Annotated in this window: 22 protein-coding genes; 20 read left to right on the top strand and 2 right to left on the bottom strand. The window is 62.8% G+C overall.

Annotated features, from left to right (window positions below; genetic code table 11):
* Positions 1 to 8: 8 nt before the first annotated feature.
* From ACODS1_RS02960 to murB, 4 genes are read left to right on the top strand one after another with little or no spacing between them, the layout of a single operon-like run.
* The gene (locus ACODS1_RS02960; protein WP_003245207.1) at positions 9 to 194 is read left to right on the top strand and encodes a Trm112 family protein; all 186 of its coding nucleotides are present in this window, start codon (positions 9 to 11) and stop codon (positions 192 to 194) included.
* Entirely contained in the window at positions 195 to 959 is a 765-nt protein-coding gene (kdsB, locus tag ACODS1_RS02965) for a 3-deoxy-manno-octulosonate cytidylyltransferase (protein WP_489084460.1), read from the top strand.
* Entirely contained in the window at positions 959 to 1,423 is a 465-nt protein-coding gene (locus tag ACODS1_RS02970) for a low molecular weight protein-tyrosine-phosphatase (RefSeq protein ID WP_489084461.1), read from the top strand. Before kdsB ends, ACODS1_RS02970 begins: the two co-directional genes overlap by 1 nt.
* Positions 1,420 to 2,439, top strand: coding sequence for a UDP-N-acetylmuramate dehydrogenase (gene murB / locus ACODS1_RS02975; protein WP_489084462.1), 1,020 nt, complete (start codon positions 1,420 to 1,422; stop codon positions 2,437 to 2,439). Before ACODS1_RS02970 ends, murB begins: the two co-directional genes overlap by 4 nt.
* 106 nt (positions 2,440 to 2,545) lie before the next feature.
* Here murB and rne read toward each other — a convergent pair whose 3' ends face one another.
* A complete protein-coding gene (gene rne, locus ACODS1_RS02980; RefSeq protein ID WP_489084463.1) occupies positions 2,546 to 5,584 on the bottom strand; it encodes a ribonuclease E in 3,039 nt (1,012 codons plus the stop codon).
* Positions 5,585 to 6,164: 580 nt separating this feature from the next.
* Between rne and rluC the strand changes: the two genes are divergently transcribed.
* From rluC to sppA, 3 genes are read left to right on the top strand one after another with little or no spacing between them, the layout of a single operon-like run.
* Positions 6,165 to 7,118 (top strand): 23S rRNA pseudouridine(955/2504/2580) synthase RluC, encoded by a 954-nt coding sequence (gene rluC / locus ACODS1_RS02985; protein WP_489084464.1) that lies wholly within the window; start codon positions 6,165 to 6,167, stop codon positions 7,116 to 7,118.
* Positions 7,111 to 7,806, top strand: coding sequence for an HAD-IA family hydrolase (locus ACODS1_RS02990; protein ID WP_489084465.1), 696 nt, complete (start codon positions 7,111 to 7,113; stop codon positions 7,804 to 7,806). The genes rluC and ACODS1_RS02990 overlap by 8 nt, the downstream gene beginning before the upstream one ends.
* The gene (gene sppA / locus ACODS1_RS02995) at positions 7,796 to 8,776 is read left to right on the top strand and encodes a signal peptide peptidase SppA (protein WP_489084466.1); all 981 of its coding nucleotides are present in this window, start codon (positions 7,796 to 7,798) and stop codon (positions 8,774 to 8,776) included. The genes ACODS1_RS02990 and sppA overlap by 11 nt, the downstream gene beginning before the upstream one ends.
* 53 nt (positions 8,777 to 8,829) lie before the next feature.
* Here the strand turns inward: sppA and ACODS1_RS03000 are convergent, their stop codons facing one another.
* Positions 8,830 to 9,411: a Maf family protein gene (locus tag ACODS1_RS03000; protein WP_489084467.1), complete on the bottom strand. Its 582-nt coding sequence runs from the start codon at positions 9,409 to 9,411 to the stop codon at positions 8,830 to 8,832.
* A 110-nt stretch (positions 9,412 to 9,521) separates the two neighbouring features.
* On the opposite strand from ACODS1_RS03000, the gene ACODS1_RS03005 reads away from it, so the two are divergent.
* The 13 genes from ACODS1_RS03005 to ACODS1_RS03065 all read left to right on the top strand — a co-directional run bounded on the left by ACODS1_RS03005 (position 9,522) and on the right by ACODS1_RS03065 (position 19,767).
* Positions 9,522 to 10,049, top strand: coding sequence for a YceD family protein (locus ACODS1_RS03005; protein WP_322980701.1), 528 nt, complete (start codon positions 9,522 to 9,524; stop codon positions 10,047 to 10,049).
* A gap of 13 nt (positions 10,050 to 10,062) precedes the next feature.
* The gene (gene rpmF / locus ACODS1_RS03010) at positions 10,063 to 10,245 is read left to right on the top strand and encodes a 50S ribosomal protein L32 (RefSeq protein ID WP_037048542.1); all 183 of its coding nucleotides are present in this window, start codon (positions 10,063 to 10,065) and stop codon (positions 10,243 to 10,245) included.
* Between the two features lie 3 nt (positions 10,246 to 10,248).
* A complete protein-coding gene (plsX, locus tag ACODS1_RS03015) occupies positions 10,249 to 11,259 on the top strand; it encodes a phosphate acyltransferase PlsX (RefSeq protein ID WP_322980699.1) in 1,011 nt (336 codons plus the stop codon).
* A gap of 126 nt (positions 11,260 to 11,385) precedes the next feature.
* Complete coding sequence (gene fabD, locus ACODS1_RS03020) at positions 11,386 to 12,324, top strand: ACP S-malonyltransferase (RefSeq protein WP_489084468.1); 939 nt, start codon at positions 11,386 to 11,388, stop codon at positions 12,322 to 12,324.
* 15 nt (positions 12,325 to 12,339) lie between these two features.
* Positions 12,340 to 13,083 carry a 3-oxoacyl-ACP reductase FabG gene (gene fabG, locus ACODS1_RS03025; protein WP_489084469.1) on the top strand — a complete coding sequence of 248 codons (744 nt, stop codon included), beginning with the start codon at positions 12,340 to 12,342 and terminating at the stop codon, positions 13,081 to 13,083.
* Positions 13,084 to 13,311: 228 nt separating this feature from the next.
* Entirely contained in the window at positions 13,312 to 13,548 is a 237-nt protein-coding gene (gene acpP, locus ACODS1_RS03030; RefSeq protein WP_322980696.1) for an acyl carrier protein, read from the top strand.
* 109 nt (positions 13,549 to 13,657) lie between these two features.
* Positions 13,658 to 14,902 (top strand): beta-ketoacyl-ACP synthase II, encoded by a 1,245-nt coding sequence (gene fabF / locus ACODS1_RS03035; RefSeq protein WP_322980695.1) that lies wholly within the window; start codon positions 13,658 to 13,660, stop codon positions 14,900 to 14,902.
* Positions 14,902 to 15,717 (top strand): aminodeoxychorismate lyase, encoded by an 816-nt coding sequence (pabC, locus tag ACODS1_RS03040; protein WP_489084470.1) that lies wholly within the window; start codon positions 14,902 to 14,904, stop codon positions 15,715 to 15,717. Before fabF ends, pabC begins: the two co-directional genes overlap by 1 nt.
* 3 nt (positions 15,718 to 15,720) lie before the next feature.
* Positions 15,721 to 16,773: an endolytic transglycosylase MltG gene (mltG, locus tag ACODS1_RS03045; RefSeq protein ID WP_489084471.1), complete on the top strand. Its 1,053-nt coding sequence runs from the start codon at positions 15,721 to 15,723 to the stop codon at positions 16,771 to 16,773.
* A gap of 10 nt (positions 16,774 to 16,783) precedes the next feature.
* Positions 16,784 to 17,416 (top strand): dTMP kinase, encoded by a 633-nt coding sequence (tmk, locus tag ACODS1_RS03050; protein WP_489084472.1) that lies wholly within the window; start codon positions 16,784 to 16,786, stop codon positions 17,414 to 17,416.
* Positions 17,409 to 18,401: a DNA polymerase III subunit delta' gene (locus tag ACODS1_RS03055; protein WP_489084473.1), complete on the top strand. Its 993-nt coding sequence runs from the start codon at positions 17,409 to 17,411 to the stop codon at positions 18,399 to 18,401. Before tmk ends, ACODS1_RS03055 begins: the two co-directional genes overlap by 8 nt.
* Before the next feature lie 127 nt (positions 18,402 to 18,528).
* A complete protein-coding gene (locus ACODS1_RS03060) occupies positions 18,529 to 18,885 on the top strand; it encodes a PilZ domain-containing protein (protein WP_042556691.1) in 357 nt (118 codons plus the stop codon).
* Between the two features lie 99 nt (positions 18,886 to 18,984).
* Positions 18,985 to 19,767: a TatD family hydrolase gene (locus ACODS1_RS03065; protein ID WP_489084474.1), complete on the top strand. Its 783-nt coding sequence runs from the start codon at positions 18,985 to 18,987 to the stop codon at positions 19,765 to 19,767.
* Positions 19,768 to 19,802: the final 35 nt, after the last annotated feature.

The raw sequence follows: 19,802 nt of genomic DNA on the forward strand, positions 1-19,802 counted from the left end.
ACTCCAGCATGGACCTTAAACTGCTCGACATTCTCGCCTGCCCGATCTGCAAGGGCCCGTTGCAGCTTTCCGAAGACAAGACCGAACTGATCAGCAAGGGTGCCGGTGTAGCCTATCCGATTCGCGATGGCATCCCGGTGATGCTGGAAAGCGAAGCCCGTACCCTGACCACCGACGAGCGTCTGGACAAGTAAATGAGCACAGCCTTCACCGTCGTCATTCCTGCCCGTTACGCCTCCACCCGCCTGCCCGGCAAGCCGTTGCAGGACATCGCCGGCAAGCCCATGGTGCAGCACGTCTGGGAACAGGCGAAGAAGAGTTCGGCAGATCGCGTGGTGATTGCCACCGACGATGCCCGTATCGTCGAGGCGTGCCAGGCGTTCGGCGCCGAGGTGTTGCTGACCCGCGTCGATCATAACTCCGGCACCGACCGCCTGGCCGAAGTGGCCAGCCAGCTCGGCCTTGCTGCCGATGCCATCGTGGTCAACGTGCAGGGCGACGAGCCCTTGATCCCGCCGGTGATCATCGATCAGGTGGCCGCCAACCTGGCCAACAACCCACAGGCCGGCATCGCTACGCTGGCGGAGCCTATCGAGGACGTCACCGCGCTGTTCAACCCCAACGTGGTCAAGGTGGTGGCCGACAAGAATGGCCTGGCCCTGACCTTCAGCCGTGCGCCGCTGGCCTGGGCGCGTGATGCCTTCGCCAAGAGCCGCGACGTGCTGCCGGCTGGCGTGCCGTACCGCCGCCATATCGGCATCTACGCCTACCGCGCGGGTTTCCTGCATGACTTCGTCGCCTGGGGCCCATGCTGGCTGGAAGACACCGAGTGTCTGGAACAACTGCGTGCGCTCTACCACGGCGTCCGTATCCACGTTGCCGATGCCCTCGAAGCGCCTGCTGCGGGCGTGGACACGCCCGAAGACCTGGAGCGGGTACGCCACCTGCTGGGGGCCTGATGAAGGTTCTGTTCGTCTGCCTGGGTAATATCTGCCGTTCACCCACTGCCGAGGGCGTCTTCCGCCACAAGTTGCGTGCCGCAGGGCTGGAAGATCGCGTGCAGGTTGATTCGGCTGGCACCGGTGACTGGCACGTCGGCAAGGCGCCGGACAGCCGCACCCGTCAGGCTGCTCTGCGCCGTGGTTATGACCTGTCGGCGCAGCGTGCACGCCAGGTCGAAGTCGCCGACTTTCAGCGCTTCGACCTGATCCTGGCGATGGATCAGAGCAATCTGCGCAATCTCAAGGCCCTGCGCCCGGCGGATGCTCGTGCCGATCTCGACCTTTATCTGCGCCGCTTCGAGTTGGCTCTGGATGAAGTGCCTGACCCGTACTACGGCGGTGAAGACGGTTTCGAGCAGGTGCTGGATCTGATCGAACAAGCCAGCGATGCGCTGCTGCTGGAAATCAAGGGGCGCCTGTGAGCCTGAATCTGCAGAACGACGTTTCGCTCAAGGCGTTCAATAGCTTTGGCGTAGAGGTGCCTGCGCGGCTGTTTGCCGAAGCGCACGACGATGATGACGTGCGCGAGGCGCTGAGCCTGGCCGCGCAGCGCAGCCTGCCGCTGCTGGTGATCGGCGGTGGCAGCAACCTGTTGCTTACCCGGAATGTCGAGGCGTTGGTGCTGCGTATGGCCAGCCGTGGCGTTCGTATCCTCGAAGACGATGGCCAGCAGGTGCTGGTGGAGGCCGAGGCCGGCGAGCCCTGGCATCCCTTCGTGCACTGGAGCCTGGCGCAGGGGCTCAATGGCCTGGAAAACCTCAGCCTGATCCCCGGCACTGTCGGCGCGGCGCCGATGCAGAACATCGGCGCCTATGGGGTTGAGATCAAGGATGTGTTCGCCGGCCTGACCGCCCTGGATCGGCACAGTGGCGAGTTGCGAGACTTCGGCCTGGAGGAATGCGCTTTCGCTTACCGCGACAGCCTGTTCAAGCGTGAAGCCGGGCGCTGGTTGATCCTGCGCGTACGTTTCCGCTTGAGTCGCGTGGCCTCGCTGCGCCTGGACTATGGCCCGGTGCGCCAGCGCCTCACGGAAATGGGCGTCGAAGTGCCGACCGCCACCGATGTCAGCCGAGCGATCTGCGCCATCCGCAGCGAAAAACTGCCGAATCCTGCAGAGCTGGGGAATGCCGGCAGTTTCTTCAAGAATCCGCTGGTGTCGTTCGAGCTGGCCGAGCGCATCCGTGCCGAACATGCCGATCTGGTCAGTTACCCGGCCGGTGATGGTGTGGTCAAGCTGGCGGCAGGCTGGTTGATCGAGCGGGCAGGGTGGAAGGGCTTTCGCGAGGGCGATGCAGGTGTGCACCGGCTACAGGCATTGGTGCTGGTCAACTACGGCAACGCGACGGGGGCTCAGTTACTGGAGCTGGCGCAGCGTATCAAGGCCGACATCCTGACGCGTTTTGGCGTCGAGCTGGAGATCGAGCCCAACGTGCTTTGATCTGTGCATCCGGGAGGATGCCACTCCCGGATTGCATCTGTTTACCAGGTCACGGACATGAAAAAGGGGATGCCTAGGCATCCCCTTTTTAGTGGCCGCAGAAGGATCAAGCCTGAGGCTTGATCTCTTCCTTGTCGGCTTGCGCGTCTTCTTGCGGTTGCGCTTGCTCTACCGCTTCGCTCGCGCTCTGCTCGCTGATGACCGGAGTGACTTCGGTTTCAGCGACCGGCTCGACCGTAGCTGCAGTTTCGACCGTGCTGGTTTCGGCTTCTGCCGGAGCACTTTCTTCAATGACCGGAGCGGCTTCGGCTACCGCGGCAGCTTCTACCACAGGCGCGGCGGCAGCGGCTTCGGCGGCTTCGCGTGCCAGACGCTCGGCTTCGCGTTGACGACGACGCACTTCGCGCGGGTCGTTCGGCGCGCGGCCGGTAGCGTTGGCCGGAACTGCAGCAGGTGCTTCGGCGACCGGAGCTTCTGCAACCGGAGCTTCCGCTACGGGTGCCGGCTCCTGAGCGACTTCTACAGCTGGCTCGGCTTGCACGATCTGCTCAGCGACCGGCGCTTCGGCGACAACCGGCGCTTCGACTGCGGCGACAGGCTCTGCTGCGACGGGAGCGGCTTCGGCCACTTCAGTCACGGCAGCTTCGGCCTGTACTTCGACCGGCTGGGCGGTGGGGGCTTCAACCTGTGCGACTGGCGCCTCTACTGCCGGTGCTTCGTTGGCGACGTTCTCGCTGCTGTCGACGCTTTCTGCAACCACGGCAGCCGCGGTGGCGATGGCAGCCGGGGTGGCAGCCTGAGCTTCTTGACCGGCAGCCTCACTGTTCTCGGCGCTTTCGATCAGGTTGCCATCGGCATCACGCTGACGCTCACGACGGTTGCTGCGGCGACGCTGGCCACGGGAACGGCGGCGCGGACGCTCGCTGTCGTTACCATTGTCCTGCTCGTCATCAGCCTGTTGCTCGTCGTTCGGCAGTGCTTCGTCCTGCGGTGCTTCGGCCTGCTCAGGCCGCGGTTGGCGCTCTTCACGCGGCGGGCGCTGACGCTCCTGGCGCTCGGCACGAGGCTGACGCTCGGCGCGTGCTTCTTCGTTGTGCGGTTGTTCGGCGACAGCGCCATCGATTGGCTCACGCAGTTCGCGTACGCGCTCTTCACGCGGTGCGCGGTCTTCGCGTGGGCGGCGCTCGCGACGGTTTTCCTGGCCTTCACGTGGCTGACGCTCTTCACGCGGCTGGCGTTCCTCGCGGGGTTGGCGCTCTTCACGCGGGGCGCGTTCTTCACGGGGAGCACGCTCTTCGCGCGGTTTGCGCTCTTCGTCACGACGGCCGCCACGGTTGCGGCTCTGCTGGCGACCGTTGCGACGCTCTTCGCGCGGCGGACGCTCGCTGCTCTTCTGCTCGACGACGGCCGGTTGGGCTTCTTCTTCCTTGCCGGCGAACAGGCTGACCAGGGACTTCACCAAGCCCTTGAACAGGCTTGGCTCAGGTGCCTTGGTCGGTGCCAGCGGGGCAGGTTGCGGCTCGGCAGCGACCGGTGCGCTGCTGCGCGGCGCTGCCTTGATTGCGGCTTCCTGGCGAACCAGGGTGCGCGTGGCGGCAGCCGGGTGGGCTGTGGCGTCTTCGGCTTCGGCAGTCGCAGCGATTTCGTAGCTGGTCTGGCCGCTCAGCGCTTCGGGATTGTCGTCACGCAAGCGCTGGACTTCGAAGTGCGGCGTTTCCAGGTGGTCGTTTGGCAGGATCACGATGCGCGCGCGGGTACGCAGTTCGATCTTGGTGATCGAGTTGCGCTTCTCGTTGAGCAGGAAGGCGGCGACCGGGATTGGTACCTGGGCGCGGACTTCGGCGGTGCGATCCTTCAGCGCCTCTTCTTCGATCAGGCGCAGGATGGCCAGCGACAGCGATTCGACGTCGCGGATGATGCCTTGACCGTTGCAGCGCGGGCAGACGATGCCGCTGGTCTCGCCCAGCGACGGACGCAGGCGCTGGCGGGACATTTCCAGCAGGCCGAAGCGCGAGATGCGGCCGACCTGGACGCGGGCGCGGTCGGCTTCCAGGGCTTCGCGCACCTTCTCTTCCACGGCGCGCTGGTTCTTCGCCGGGGTCATGTCGATGAAGTCGATAACGATCAGGCCGCCGATGTCACGCAGACGCAGTTGGCGGGCGATTTCCTCGGCCGCTTCCAGGTTGGTCTGCAGCGCGGTTTCCTCGATGTCGCTGCCCTTGGTGGCGCGCGCCGAGTTGATGTCGATGGAAACCAGGGCTTCGGTCGGGTCGATGACGATGGAACCACCGGACGGCAGCTTCACTTCGCGCTGGAAGGCGGTTTCGATCTGGCTTTCGATCTGGAAGCGGTTGAACAGCGGCACGCTGTCTTCGTACAGCTTGATCTTGCTGGCGTACTGCGGCATCACCTGCTGGATGAAGCTCAGGGCTTCTTCCTGGGCTTCAACGCTGTCGACCAGTACTTCGCCGATGTCCTGACGCAGGTAGTCGCGGATGGCGCGGATGATCACGTTGGATTCCTGATAGATCAGGAACGGAGCAGGGCGGCTGGTGGAGGCTTCCTTGATGGCGCTCCACAGTTGCAGCAGGTAGTCGAGATCCCACTGCATTTCTTCGCTGGAGCGGCCGAGGCCGGCGGTGCGTACGATCAGGCCCATGTCGGCCGGAGCGTTGAGGCCGTTCAGCGCTTCGCGCAGTTCGTTACGCTCTTCGCCTTCGATGCGGCGGCTGATGCCACCAGCGCGTGGGTTGTTCGGCATCAGCACCAGGTAACGACCGGCCAGGCTGATGAAGGTGGTCAGGGCTGCGCCTTTGTTGCCGCGCTCTTCTTTCTCGACCTGGACGATGACTTCCTGGCCTTCCTTGAGCACGTCCTTGATGTTGACGCGGCCGCCTTCAGGAGATTTGGAGAAATATTCGCGGGAGATTTCTTTGAGGGGGAGGAAGCCGTGGCGTTCGGAACCGAAATCGACGAAGGCGGCTTCAAGGCTGGGTTCGACGCGAGTGATGCGGCCTTTGTAGATGTTGGCCTTCTTCTGTTCGCGAGCACCGGACTCGATGTCCAGATCGTAGAGTTTTTGGCCGTCTACCAGGGCTACACGCAACTCTTCGGGCTGAGTTGCGTTGATCAGCATTCTTTTCATGTTGTACCAATGGACTCCGGGGCTACCGGAAGCCACGTTAGGCACACACGACTCTCAGGGTCGGTGTCAGGCGCGTCAGAAACGGTCGTAAATCGTTCCACTGTCGAGCGACGGTCAGCCATTACCAGGCTGCGGTCGCGACGGACGTCTCCTGCTTGCTGTGGTGACAGAAAGCACTCAGTCAGGAGGAGGAATCAACTGCAGGTCGCGGACGAGATGAGGCGTCTTTGATCAAGCCATGGGCTACGCAGGCCGCAGTTGTACATCTCCACCCTACACGTATCGCTGAAAATCGGGTGCCGCGCGCGGATTCCGCAGCGGTTGTCATTTACCGCGACCGCCGGTAATGGCGAATCGCGCATCATACTCAAGGCATTATTTCCGAACTCTTCGTGACCACTTTGCAGTCTTTTGACTCTGAAGAATCCGTCGGACGGCCTCACGTCCAGAATGGTTTGCACGGGCAGGGGATGGCAGGTTTGGCGAACATCCTCAAGCCAGGCCACTTTTGGCGGCGTTCGCGACTATATCAGTAATGATTAAGTGCTTCAATTCCATAAAAAATTGTTATGATTGCGCGATGACTACTCCTGCCTCTCCAACCTCCGGCGTCCAGCTGCTCGAGGTTGCACCGGAACTCGCCGGCCAACGTATCGACAACTTTCTCCGGGCGCAGCTCAAGGGCGTGCCCAAGACCCTCATTTACCGCATTCTGCGCAAGGGCGAGGTGCGCGTGAACAAGGGGCGCATCAAGCCCGAGTACAAGCTGCAGGCTGGCGATGTCGTGCGCGTGCCGCCGCTGCGCCTGGCCGAGCGCGACGAGCCCGAACCGTTGGCGCAAGGGCTGCTCGAGCGTCTCGAAGCGGCCATCGTCTACGAGGACAAGGCGCTGATCGTGCTGAACAAGCCGGCCGGTATCGCCGTGCATGGCGGTAGTGGCCTGAATTACGGGGTGATTGAAGCCTTCCGGCAGTTACGTCCTGATGCCAAGGATCTGGAGTTGGTGCACCGTCTGGATCGTGATACGTCCGGTCTTTTGATGATCGCCAAGAAGCGCAGCATGCTCCGGCATCTGCACGAGCAGCTGCGTGGTGATGGCGTCGACAAGCGCTATATGGCGTTGGTGCGTGGCCATTGGGCGACGGCCAAGAAGCAGGTCAATGCGCCACTGCAGAAGAGCAATCTTCGCTCGGGTGAGCGCATGGTCGAAGTCGATAGCGAGGGCAAGGAGGCGCTGACGCTGTTCCGTGTGCTGCGTCGCTTCGGTGACTTTGCCACGCTGGTCGAAGCCAAGCCGGTAACCGGGCGTACCCACCAGATCCGCGTGCACGCCAAGCATGCCGGGCACTGCATCGCTGGCGACTCCAAGTATGGCGATGACGAATTCACTCGCGAGATTCGCGAATTGGGTGGCAAGCGCCTGTTCCTGCATGCCTACGAGCTGCATGTGCCGTTGCCTGAGGGTGGTGTGTTGAAGCTCGAGGCGCCGGTGGATGAGGTGTGGGCCAGGACAGTGGAGCGCCTGAGTGCCTGATTATCAACTGCTGATCTTCGACTGGGACGGGACGCTGGTCGATTCCATCGGCCGTATCGTCGAGGCCATGCATCGTGCTGCGGATGTTGGCGAATTGCCGCGCTGCAGCGATGCTGAAGTGCGAGGCATCATCGGGCTGGAGCTGGGGCATGCCATCTGCACGCTCTACCCGGAACTCGATGAGCCGGCCAGAATCGAAGCCATTCGGCGCGCCTACAGCGAGCAGTATCTACTGCTGGAGCGTGAGCCTTCGCCGCTTTACGAAGGAGTGAGCGAGTCGCTGGCCTGGTTTCGTGATCAGGGGTATCAGTTGGCCGTGGCTACCGGCAAGGGGCGCAACGGCTTGCAGCGTGTGCTGGCGGACAAGGGTTGGCTGGACTATTTCGATATCACCCGCTGCGCCGATGAAACGGCCGGCAAGCCTGATCCGCGGATGCTTCACGAGATCATGGCGCATTGTGGGGTACCGCCCGAGCGCTCGCTGATGGTGGGGGATTCGACCTTCGATCTGCTGATGGCGCGCAATGCTGGTATGGATTGTGTGGCGGTCGGTTACGGCGCCCAGCCCCTGTCGGTTCTGCGCGAGTGCGGGCCGCGTCTGGCGATCAATCAATTCAATGAACTGCGTGCATGGCTGGATGGGCATCCACTGCGGCGCGCTACCGGGGTGAGTGAACATGTCGGATGAGTGGAAGTCCTCTAACGGCTCTCAAGGCGAGGATGCCAAGAGCTGGAAGCTGCTGGAGAATGCATTGCTGTCCAGTGTGCAGGAGCAGCGTCGTTCGCGGCGCTGGGGCATCTTCTTCAAGCTGCTGACCTTTACCTATCTGTTCGTGGCGCTGGCGTTGTTCCTGCCGGCGTTGCATCTGGACAAGGCCGCTACGACTGGGCCGCATACGGCTGTCATCGAGATTCGCGGCATGATCGCTGATCGTGAGGAGGCCAGTGCCGACAAGGTGATTGGCAGTCTGCGTGCGGCGTTCGAGGACGCCAATACCAAGGGTGTGATCCTGCGCATCAATAGCCCGGGCGGCAGTCCGGTGCAGTCCGGCTATATCTATGACGAGATTCGCCGCCTGCGTGGCGAGTACCCGCAGATCAAGGTCTATGCGGTGATCAGTGATCTGGGTGCTTCCGGCGCTTACTACATCGCCAGTGCGGCGGATGAGATCTATGCCGACAAGGCCAGCCTGGTCGGCTCCATCGGTGTCACGGCTGCCAGCTTCGGTTTCGTCGAAACCATGCAGAAGCTCGGTGTCGAGCGCCGTGTCTACACCTCGGGTGAGCACAAGGCGTTTCTCGATCCGTTCCAGCCGCAGAAGGATGAGGAGACGCGCTTCTGGAAAACCGTGCTCGATACCACTCATCGCCAGTTCATCGACAGTGTGAAGAAGGGGCGTGGTGATCGCCTCAAGGCGGATGAGCATCCCGAACTCTTCTCTGGCCTGATCTGGTCGGGTGAGCAGGCGCTGCAACTGGGCTTGGTCGATGCGCTGGGCAGTGCCAGTTATGTGGCGCGTGAAGTGATCGGTGAGAAGGAAATGGTCGATTTCACTCAGCGCGATACGCCGTTCGACCGTTTTGCCAAGCGTCTGGGTACCAGTGTCGCGGATCGTATTGCGCTGTGGATGGGCTTCCAGGGGCCGACACTGCAATAACGTTGGCAGGGCGGGTGTAGTCTGCCGATCTCGGTCGGCGGGTTACACCCGGCCTACGGTATTTCGACGCCTTCGTTCAGTAGCATGTCCACCAGGCGAATCAGGGGTAGGCCGATCAGGCTGGTGGCGTCCTCACCTTCGGTGCTGCGGAACAGGCTGATGCCCAGGCCTTCGGACTTGAAGCTGCCGGCGCAATCGAATGGTTGCTCACGCTGCAGGTAGCGCAGAATCCGTTCGTCGCTCAGTGGGCGGAAATGTACGGTAAACGGCACGCAGTCGACCTGGCATTGGCCGGTGTTCGAATTGAGTAGTGCCAGGCCTGTCAGGAAGGTGACGCTGCTGCCGCAGGCGGCGCGCAGCTGTTGCTGGGCTCTCGGCAGGTCGTGGGGTTTGCCAAGGATCTCGCCATTGCCGAGTACGGCGACCTGATCCGATCCAATGATAAGGTGGTCGGGGTGTCGGTCTGCAAGGGCGCGAGCTTTTTCCTCGGCCAGGCGCTTCACCAGGTCGATACCGCTTTCATCTTCCAGGCGGGTTTCGTCGATGCTTGGTGATTGCCAGGTGAAGGGGAGTTGCAGGCGTTCGAGCAACTCGCGGCGATAGGGGGAGCTGGAGGCGAGCAGCAGCGCTGGCATGTTCTCTTCCTTTATATAGGTGGATGGGGAATTCTACTGATCGCTGTCATTCGAAGACAGGCTGAATTTCCTTTGACACGGGCAGGGTGCATCCCTAGAATGCTGCGCCTATGTTGAATGGGCCGATTCCACCTCACGTTGATCCGCGCAAGCTCGCCGACCGCGAAGTTACCCTCGAAGGGCAACTCGAACTGGCAAGCCTGCCGCGTCTCTGCGACCCGCTTTCCGATACGGCAGGCGTGGTGCAGGCGAAGTTTCATTTCGCCCGTGACGAGCAGAAAACTGTGGTCATCCGCAGTGAGCTCGAGGTTGAGGTCAAAATGGTCTGCCAGCGTTGTCTCGAGCTGGTCGCGCTACCCATCCGCAGCGAATGTGAATACGCGGTGGTTCGGGTTGGAGCGAACACTCAGTCCTTGCCGAAGGGCTACGACGTGCTGGAAGTGGGTGAAGAGCCGCTGGAGCTGCTCGGTCTGGTCGAGGATGAATTGCTTCTTGCTCTGCCGATCGTTCCCGCTCATGCCCCAGGTGATTGCCAGCAGCCGGACGGTCTCGATGAGCCCGAGCCGAGCGAGGACGAGGTATCGCGGTCCAACCCGTTCAGTGTATTGGCGCAGTTAAAGCGTGACCCAAACGTTTAGGAGTTAATCAGTTATGGCTGTTCAGCAGAACAAAAAATCCCGTTCCGCCCGCGACATGCGTCGTTCGCACGACGCTCTCGAGGCCAGCGCCCTGTCCGTAGAGAAGAGCACCGGTGAAGTTCACCTGCGCCACCACGTTTCTCCGGAAGGCGTTTACCGCGGTCGCAAAGTGATCGACAAGGGCGCTGACGAGTAATCCTTGTCCGCCTCGATCATCGCGATTGATGCAATGGGTGGGGACTTCGGTCCCCACTGCATTGTCCCGGCCTGCATTTCTGCGCTGGCCGAATTCCCCTCGCTACACCTGGCCCTCGTCGGCCAAGCCCCCCTTATCGAAGATCAGCTTGCACGCCAGTCTGGCGTCGATCGTGCACGTCTGCAGGTTCACCACGCCAGTGAAGTGATAGCCATGGACGAGCGTCCGGCGCAGGCCCTGCGTGGCAAACCGGACGCCTCGATGCGCGTGGCGCTGGAACTGGTGCGTCAGCAGCAGGCGCATGCCTGCGTCAGTGCCGGCAATACCGGGGCATTGATGGCGCTGTCGCGTTACGTGCTCAAGACCTTGCCGGGTATCGACCGGCCGGCCATGGTCAGCCCGATTCCGACCGAGCGTGGCCATTGCTACCTGCTGGACTTGGGCGCCAACGTCGACTGCAGCGCCGAGCACCTCTACCAGTTCGCGATCATGGGCGCGGTTGCGGCCGAGACGCTTGGTGTATCTCGGCCGCGCGTGGCCTTGCTCAATGTCGGCACTGAAGACATCAAGGGCAATCAGCAGGTGAAGCTGGCTGCCAATATGCTGCAGCAGGCCCATGGGCTGAACTTCGTTGGTTACATCGAGGGCGACGGGGTCTATCGCGGCGAGGCTGATGTGGTGGTCTGCGACGGCTTCGTCGGCAACATCCTGCTCAAGTCCAGCGAAGGCTTGGCGAAGATGATCACCGGGCGGGTCGAGAAACTGTTCAATGACGGACTGTTTGCCCAGGCGGTCGGCGCCCTGGCGATGCCGCTGCTGCGTCGGCTCAAGGCCGACCTGGCGCCGGCCCGGCACAACGGTGCGAGCTTTCTCGGGTTGCAGGGCATCGTGGTCAAGAGTCATGGCGCGGCGGGGCAGGAGAGCTTTCAGAGCGCCATACGCTGTGCGCTGCGCGAGGTGCAGGAAAATCTGCCGCAGCGACTGCATGGTCGACTCGAAGACCTGTTGCTGTAGAATCGTCGCGTTTTCAGGGCGTGGCCTGCAGCGGAATGTGACTGCGCAGAGCGGCCTGTCATCCAACTGTCAGTTTGCTGCGCCAGGCTCGCCTGGCGTTGGTTTTTCGACTCAAGGGACTTTTTCATGTCTGCATCCCTCGCATTCGTCTTTCCCGGTCAGGGTTCGCAAGCCCTGGCCATGCTCGCCGACCACGGTGCCCAGCAGAAGCTGGTGCTCGATACCTTCGGTGAAGCGTCTGAAGCGCTCGGCTATGACCTCTGGGCGCTGACCCAGCAGGGCCCGGAAGAGCAACTGAACCAGACCGACAAGACCCAGCCGGCCATTCTCACCGCTTCCATCGCCCTCTGGCGTCTGTGGCAGGCCGAGGGTGGCGCCAAGCCGGCCTTCGTCGCCGGTCACAGCCTGGGTGAATACTCTGCGCTGGTCGCCGCTGGCAGCATCGCCTTCGCCGATGCCGTGAAGCTGGTGGAGCGTCGCGGCCAACTGATGCAGCAGGCCGTTCCGGCCGGGCAGGGCGGCATGGCCGCCATACTCGGTTTGGAAGACGCCGACGTGCTGGCCGCCTGCGCCGAGGCTGCGCAAGGTGACGTGGTCAGCGCAGTGAATTTCAACGCCCCCGGTCAGGTGGTGATCGCGGGTAGCGCTGCTGCCGTCGAGCGCGCCATCGAGGCCTGCAAGGCGCGTGGTGCCAAACGCGCCATGGCGCTGCCGGTCAGCGTGCCGTCGCATTGCGCGCTGATGAAGCCGGCCGCCGAGCGTTTCGCCGAGTCGGTCGAAGCGCTGAGCTGGCAGGCGCCGCAGATTCCCTTGGTGCAGAACGTCAGTGCGGCCGTGGTATCGGATCTGACCACGCTGAAAGCTGACCTGCTGGCTCAGTTGTACAGTCCGGTGCGCTGGGTCGAGTCGATGGTGCGTCTCTCCGAGCAGGGCGTGACCGACCTGGTCGAATGCGGCCCCGGCAAGGTGCTCAGTGGTCTGAACAAGCGCTGCGTCAAAGGCATCAACACTTACAACCTGGATACCCCCGATGCTTTCGCCGCTGCTCGTGCTGCGTTGGCTTGAGAAAGGAGAACGAACATGAGTCTGCAAGGTAAGGTCGCGCTGGTCACCGGCGCCAGCCGTGGTATCGGTCAGGCAATCGCCCTGGAACTGGGTCGTCAGGGCGCTACCGTGATCGGTACTGCTACTTCTGCTTCCGGCGCCGAGCGTATCGCTGCCACGCTCAAAGAGCACGGCATCAGCGGTACCGGCATGGAGCTGAACGTAACCAGCGCCGAGTCCGTAGAGGCCGTACTGGGCTCCATTGCCGAGCAGTTCGGTGCGCCGGCGATTTTGGTCAACAATGCCGGTATCACCCGTGACAACCTGATGCTGCGCATGAAAGACGACGAGTGGTTCGATGTCATCGACACCAACCTCAACAGCCTCTATCGCCTGTCCAAGGGTGTGCTGCGTGGCATGACCAAGGCGCGCTTCGGTCGTATCATCAACATCGGTTCCGTGGTTGGTGCCATGGGTAACGCCGGGCAGGCCAACTACGCTGCTGCCAAGGCTGGCCTGGAAGGTTTCGGCCGCGCCCTGGCGCGTGAAGTCGGTTCGCGTGGCATCACCGTCAACGCGGTGGCTCCCGGTTTCATCGACACCGACATGACGCGTGAACTGCCGGAAGCGCAGCGCGACGCGCTGCTGACGCAGATTCCGCTGGGCCGTCTGGGTCAGGCTGAAGAGATCGCCAAGGTGGTCGGTTTCCTGGCTTCCGACGGCGCTGGTTACGTGACCGGGGCGACAATTCCGGTCAACGGCGGTATGTACATGAGCTAAAAATCGGGCCTTCGGACGTCCGGAGGCTCTCGAATGTGACGCGAGCCATCAGAAAACTGTCATAGTTGCTGTCTAAAATCCGTTATAAAGCTGCAACAGGTTTATAGACAGATCGTTGAAGTGTTCCTGGGGGCTCCCCGGCATTCAGCTTGAAATGCTAAAAACCCTTTCTATACACTTGGCCGCTACCAGCTGCCTGGATTTGTCCAATAGGAGTGAAAACAAGGTATGAGCACCATCGAAGAACGCGTCAAGAAAATCGTTGCCGAGCAACTTGGCGTTAAAGAAGACGAAGTTACCAATAGCGCTTCCTTCGTCGAAGACCTGGGTGCCGACTCTCTTGACACCGTTGAGCTGGTGATGGCTCTCGAAGAAGAATTCGAGACCGAGATCCCGGACGAGCAAGCAGAGAAGATCACCACCGTTCAAGAAGCCATCGACTACGTGACTGCCAACGCGCAATAAGTCACTGTCAGCTTCTGACCGAGAAAAGCCGCACTGCCCTAAACAGGCGTGCGGCTTTTTTTACGTGCAAGGCGCATGCGGCGCCTGAGTCGAACAAGAGGAGATTGCTGTGTCGCGTAGACGCGTCGTGGTTACCGGGATGGGCATGTTGTCGCCGCTGGGTAACGATGTGCCGAGCAGCTGGCAGGGCATTTTGGCCGGGCGCAGTGGCATCGGTCTGATCGAGCACATGGACCTGTCCGCCTACTCCACCCGTTTTGGCGGGTCGGTCAAGGATTTCAATGTCGAGGGCTACCTCTCTGCGAAGGAGGCACGCAAGCTCGACCTGTTCATCCAGTACGGTCTCGCAGCGAGCTTTCAGGCCGTGCGTGATTCCGGTCTGGAAATCACCGACGCCAATCGTGAGCGTATCGGTGTCGTCATGGGCTCCGGCATCGGTGGCCTGACCAATATCGAGAACAACTGCAAGTCGTTGCACGAACAAGGGCCGCGGCGCATTTCGCCGTTCTTCGTTCCGGGCTCGATCATCAACATGATTTCCGGTTTCCTGTCGATCCACCTGGGTCTGCAGGGGCCCAACTATGCCATCGCCACGGCCTGCACCACGGGCACTCACTGCATCGGCATGGCCGCACGCAACATCGCCTATGGCGAAGCTGACGTGATGGTCGCCGGTGGCGCCGAAATGGCGGCCTGCGGTTTGGGCATGGGCGGCTTTGGCGCAGCGCGTGCGCTGTCCACGCGCAACGACGAGCCGACCAAGGCCAGCCGTCCGTGGGATAAGGGACGTGATGGCTTCGTTCTTTCCGACGGCTCCGGCGCCCTGGTGCTGGAAGAGCTGGAACACGCCAAGGCGCGTGGCGCTACCATTTACGCCGAGCTGATCGGCTTCGGCATGAGTGGTGATGCCTACCACATGACCTCGCCACCCGAAGATGGCGCCGGTGCCGCGCGCTGCATGGCCAACGCTCTGCGCGATGCCGGTATCAACGCCGATCAGGTGCAGTACATCAACGCGCACGGCACCTCGACGCCTGCGGGTGACAAGGCTGAAGTCGCAGCGGTGAAGAGCGTGTTCGGTGATCACGCCTACAAGCTCTCGGTCAGTTCGACCAAGTCGATGACGGGTCACCTGCTCGGTGCCGCCGGGGCTGTAGAAGCGATCTTCAGTATCCTGGCGCTGCGCGACCAGGTTGCGCCGCCGACCATCAACCTGGATGAGCCGGACGAAGGGTGCGACCTGGATTTCGTTGCGCACCAGGCCAAGGCTATGCCGATCGAGATCGCCCTGTCGAACTCCTTCGGTTTCGGCGGCACCAACGGCTCGCTGCTGTTCCGTCGGTACCACGGCTGATGCAGGGCTGGGTCAACGGCGCGCCCGGCGAGCAGTTGTCGGTTCGCGACCGTGGCCTGGCCTATGGCGATGGTCTGTTCGAGACCATCGCCGTGCGTGGCGGACGCATCCCGCTGCTGGCCCGGCACCTGACCCGTCTGGCCGACGGCTGCCGGCGCTTGTCCATCCCGCTCGATGTTGCCCTGGTAGAAACCGAGTTGCAGGCCTTCGCCATTCAGCTCGGCGAGGGCGTTGCCAAGCTCATCATGACGCGTGGCGAGGGGCAGCGGGGTTATGCGCCGCCGCAGCCATGCCAGCCGCTGCGTATCCTGCAGGCCGCGCCTTTACCGCAGTATCCCGCCGAGCATGCCGAACGGGGTGTGCGTCTGTTTCCGTGTGCCACCCGTCTCGCCGAGCAGCCCTTGCTGGCCGGCCTGAAACATCTCAATCGCCTGGAGCAGGTGCTGGCCCGTGCCGAGTGGCAGGGCAACGACTGCAGCGAAGGCTTGATGTGCGATAGCAGTGGGCGGGTGATCGAGGGCGTGTACAGCAACCTGTTTCTGGTGCGCGATGGACGCTTGTTCACCGCCGAGCTGTCGCGTTGTGGGGTGGCCGGGGTGATGCGCGCCGAGATCCTGCAGCAGGCGCAGTTGCTCGGCGTGCCGGTGACGGTGGGCGATATCCGCTACGACGAACTGCTGGCTGCCGACGAGGTCTTTGTCTGCAACAGCCTTTACGGCATCTGGCCCGTGCGCGCACTGCAGGCACAACACTGGCCGGTTGGTGCGCTCACCCGTAAACTGCAGGCCATCGTTCGCAGCCTTCTGGAATCCTGATCAGTGCTACGCAAGCTCTTGTTGCTGCTCGAATGCGGCGTGTTGTTGGCCGCTCTGCTGGTGGTGGGAGCCGCCTGGCAACAGAAAAAAGCGCTGGATCAGCCGCTGCACCTCGATGCCGATCGCCTGTTGCAGGTGCCGCCTGGCTCGACTCCGAGCGGGTTGCTCAACCGCCTGGAGGCCGAAGGCGTGGTCGATGGGGCCTTCTGGCTGCGCCTTTACTGGCGCTTCAACCTCAAGGGGCCATCCTTGCACAGCGGTGAATACCGCCTGCTGCCGCAGCAGACGGCGCGCGACATGCTTGGTCTGTGGCAGCGTGGAGAGGTGGTGCAATACAGCCTGACGCTGGTCGAGGGCTGGAGCTTCCGCCAGTTGCGTAGCGCGTTGGCCAAACAGGAGGCGCTGACGCAGAGCCTGGCCGACCTCGACGATGCCGAGGTCATGACACGCCTGGGATTGGCCGGCCAGCATCCGGAAGGGCGTTTCTTCCCCGATACCTATCATTACGTGCGTGGCATGAGCGATGAGGAGCTGCTGAAGAAGGCCAATGCTCGGCTCGAGGCCGTCCTGGCCGAAGAGTGGCAGCAGCGTGCCGACGATCTGCCTTACCGCGACCCTTATGAGGCGCTGATCATGGCCTCGATGATCGAGAAGGAAACCGGCGTGCCCGAGGAGCGCGGCGAGATCGCCGGCGTGTTCGTGCGCCGCTTGGCGGTCGGCATGCGTCTACAGACCGATCCGACCGTGATCTATGGCATGGGTGAGCGCTATAACGGCCGCATCACTCGCGCCGACCTGCGCACGCCGACGCCCTACAACACCTACACCATCGACGGCATGCCGCCGACGCCGATTGCCATGGTCGGCCGCGAGGCCATCCATGCCGCGCTGCACCCGCAGGAAGGCAAGGCGCTGTACTTCGTTGCCAAGGGCGATGGCAGCCACGTGTTCTCCAATACCCTCGACGAGCACAACCGCGCCGTGCGCGAGTACCAGCTCAAGCGTCGAGCCGACTACCGCTCCAGCCCAGCGCCGCGCGCGGCTGAAAGCCAATAAGGTTCTATCCGTGACCGGTTTGTTCATCACCCTCGAAGGCCCGGAAGGCGCCGGCAAGAGCACCAATCGCGATTACCTCGCCGAGCGTCTGCGCGAGCAGGGCGTGGAAGTGTTGCTGAGCCGTGAGCCAGGTGGTACGCCCTTGGCCGAGCGCATTCGCGAGCTGCTCCTGGCACCCAGTGACGAGCCCATGGCGGTCGATACCGAGCTGCTGCTGGTGTTCGCTGCCCGTGCCCAGCATTTGCAGCAGGTGATCCGCCCTGCGCTGGCGCGGGGTTGCGTGGTGTTGTGCGACCGCTTCACCGACGCCACCTATGCCTACCAGGGCGGTGGTCGTGGGCTGCCCATCGAACGTATTGCCCAGTTGGAGCAGTTTGTTCAGGGCGATCTGCGTCCGGATCTGACGCTGATCTTCGACCTGCCCATCGAAGTAGGCCTGGCACGTGCCGCTGCGCGTGGCCGCCTGGATCGTTTTGAGCAGGAAGGGCGGGGCTTCTTCGACGCAGTGCGTCATGCCTATCTGCAGCGTGCCGCACAGGCACCGCAGCGTTATCACGTGCTGAATGCGGCGCAGACCCTGGAGCAGGTGCAGGCCGATCTCGACGCCTTGCTGCCGCGTCTGCTGGAGGCCTGCCGTGGCTGACGTCTACCCCTGGCAGGTCGGCCTCTGGCAACAGCTCGCTGGCCGCAGCCAGCATGCGCACGCCTATCTGCTGCATGGCCCGGCCGGCATCGGCAAGCGCGCCCTGGCCGAGCGCCTGATGGCGCGTCTGCTCTGTCAGAGCCCGGCAGGGCTGGATGCCTGCGGTAGCTGCAAGTCCTGCCACCTGCTGGCAGCGGGTACGCATCCGGATAACTTCGTCCTCGAGCCCGAGGAAGCGGACAAGCCGATCAAGGTCGATCAGGTGCGCGAGCTGGTTGAGTTCGTGGTGCAGACCGCGCAGCTCGGCGGGCGCAAGGTGGTACTGCTGGAGCCGGCCGAGGCGATGAACCTCAATGCCGCCAATGCCTTGCTGAAGAGCCTGGAAGAGCCGTCCGGCAATACCGTGTTGCTGTTGATCAGCCACCAACCCAGTCGCCTGCTACCGACTATCAAGAGTCGCTGCGTGCAGCAGGCCTGTCCGCTGCCAGGGCAGGCCGTCAGCCTCGAGTGGTTGGCCAAGGCGCTGCCGGAGATGAGCGCCGAGGCGCGTGACGAGCTACTGGCCCTGGCTGCCGGCTCGCCACTGGCTGCCCTGCGCCTGGAGGAGCAGGGTGTGCGCGAGCAGCGCGCCCAGGCGGTCGACGGCGTGAAGAAGTTGCTCAAGCAGCAGGTCGCGCCGAGCCACCTGGCCGAAAGCTGGAAAGCGCTGCCACTGAAACTGCTGTTCGATTGGTTCTGCGACTGGGCGCAGCTGATGCTGCGTTATCAGTTGACCCGGGACGAAGCCGGGCTGGGCCTGGAGGACATGCGCAAGGTGGTGCAGTACATGGCTGACAAGACCCCTCAGGGGCAACTGCTGGCCATGCAGAGCTGGCTGCTCGAGCAGCGCCAGAAGGTCATCGGCAAGGCCAATCTCAACCCGGCGCTGCTGCTAGAGGCGCTGCTGGTGCAGTGGGCCGCGCTGCCGGCAGGAGAGCGACGCTGAGCGCAGAGCCTCGATGCTTTCTGCGGGGCGTCACATTCCGCTGGCTGCGTGCCAGCAGTGGTTTGCACGCAGCCCTGAACAGGCCCTAGAATCGGCCATTACGCAATAGCAGCCGGGAAATACGCTGATGAGCCTGCCACCCAATCTGGGCCCCCGTAACGGAATCCTGTCCCTGACCATCAAGGACAAGTCCGTGCTCTACGCGGCGTATATGCCTTTCATCAAGAACGGCGGTCTGTTCATTCCCACCAACAAGAGCTACAAGCTCGGTGACGAAGTGTTCATGTTGCTCAACCTGATGGACGAGCCGGAAAAGATTCCGGTCGCCGGCAAGGTGGTGTGGATCACCCCGAAAGGCGCCCAGGGCAACCGTGCCGCCGGTGTCGGGGTGCAGTTCAATGAGGGCGACAACACCGCGCGCAACAAGATCGAAACCTACCTGGCCGGTGCACTCAAGTCTGACCGCCCGACCCACACCATGTAACTGCAGCGGCAAGCTGCAGGCCTCAAGCGACAAGACAGCGGCAGTGTTTCCGCTCGCTTTTACTTGCGGCTTGAAGCTTGCCGCTTGAGGCTTTCCCTGATGTTGATCGACTCCCACTGCCACCTTGATCGTCTTGACCTCGCTGCCCATGGTGGTTCCCTGGATGCTGCCCTGGAGGCGGCGCGTGCGGCCGGTGTTGGCCACTTCCTGTGCATCGGCGTGAGTGCCGACAATGCCGCCACCGTCAAGAGCCTGGCCGAGCGCTATGTCGACGTCGACTGCTCGGTGGGCGTGCATCCGCTGGATCTACAGCCGGGCGCAGAGCCTGCGCTGGATTGGTTGCTGGGCGAGCTGGCCCATCCGAAGGTGGTGGCCATCGGTGAAACTGGCCTGGATTATCACTACGAGCCCGAATCTGCCGAGCTGCAGCAAGCCTCGTTCCGTCTCCATCTAGACGCCGCTCGTATCACCGGCAAGCCCGTGATCGTGCACACCCGTGAGGCACGTGCCGATACCCTGGCCCTGTTGCGCGAAGCGGCGCTGCCGCAAGCCGGGGTGCTGCACTGCTTCACCGAAGACTGGGAAATGGCCAAGGCCGCGCTGGATATCGGCTTCTACATCTCGCTCTCGGGCATCGTCACCTTCCGCAATGCCGAGGCGCTGCGTGAGGTAGCGCGCCAGGTGCCGGCCGATCGCCTGCTGGTGGAAACCGACTCGCCGTACCTGGCGCCAGTGCCGTATCGCGGCAAGCCCAACCTGCCGCAGTACGTGCGCGAAGTGGCCGAGTACCTGGCGGTGCTGCGGGGTGTCAGCTACGAGACGCTGGCCGAACAGACCTCCAGTAACTTCAAGCGCTTGTTCCCGCTCGCCAGCGTGGCCTGACCCCGGTTTCGGGCAGGCAAAAAAAACCCGGACTC

It is taken from the genome of Pseudomonas sp. FG29 (genome assembly GCF_057809355.1).

What these genes read in the sequence shown, in the direction of transcription:
- ACODS1_RS03060 (WP_042556691.1), top strand. Translation starts at nt 18,529, where the DNA reads ATGAGCCTGCCACCCAATCTGGGCCCCCGTAACGGAATCCTGTCCCTG.
- sppA (WP_489084466.1), top strand. Translation starts at nt 7,796, where the DNA reads ATGTCGGATGAGTGGAAGTCCTCTAACGGCTCTCAAGGCGAGGATGCC.
- ACODS1_RS03065 (WP_489084474.1), top strand. Translation starts at nt 18,985, where the DNA reads ATGTTGATCGACTCCCACTGCCACCTTGATCGTCTTGACCTCGCTGCC.
- ACODS1_RS03005 (WP_322980701.1), top strand. Translation starts at nt 9,522, where the DNA reads ATGTTGAATGGGCCGATTCCACCTCACGTTGATCCGCGCAAGCTCGCC.
- kdsB (WP_489084460.1), top strand. Translation starts at nt 195, where the DNA reads ATGAGCACAGCCTTCACCGTCGTCATTCCTGCCCGTTACGCCTCCACC.
- acpP (WP_322980696.1), top strand. Translation starts at nt 13,312, where the DNA reads ATGAGCACCATCGAAGAACGCGTCAAGAAAATCGTTGCCGAGCAACTT.
- ACODS1_RS02970 (WP_489084461.1), top strand. Translation starts at nt 959, where the DNA reads ATGAAGGTTCTGTTCGTCTGCCTGGGTAATATCTGCCGTTCACCCACT.
- rne (WP_489084463.1), bottom strand. Translation starts at nt 5,584, where the DNA reads ATGAAAAGAATGCTGATCAACGCAACTCAGCCCGAAGAGTTGCGTGTA.
- pabC (WP_489084470.1), top strand. Translation starts at nt 14,902, where the DNA reads ATGCAGGGCTGGGTCAACGGCGCGCCCGGCGAGCAGTTGTCGGTTCGC.
- rpmF (WP_037048542.1), top strand. Translation starts at nt 10,063, where the DNA reads ATGGCTGTTCAGCAGAACAAAAAATCCCGTTCCGCCCGCGACATGCGT.
- fabG (WP_489084469.1), top strand. Translation starts at nt 12,340, where the DNA reads ATGAGTCTGCAAGGTAAGGTCGCGCTGGTCACCGGCGCCAGCCGTGGT.
- fabD (WP_489084468.1), top strand. Translation starts at nt 11,386, where the DNA reads ATGTCTGCATCCCTCGCATTCGTCTTTCCCGGTCAGGGTTCGCAAGCC.
- ACODS1_RS03000 (WP_489084467.1), bottom strand. Translation starts at nt 9,411, where the DNA reads ATGCCAGCGCTGCTGCTCGCCTCCAGCTCCCCCTATCGCCGCGAGTTG.
- rluC (WP_489084464.1), top strand. Translation starts at nt 6,165, where the DNA reads ATGACTACTCCTGCCTCTCCAACCTCCGGCGTCCAGCTGCTCGAGGTT.
- ACODS1_RS02960 (WP_003245207.1), top strand. Translation starts at nt 9, where the DNA reads ATGGACCTTAAACTGCTCGACATTCTCGCCTGCCCGATCTGCAAGGGC.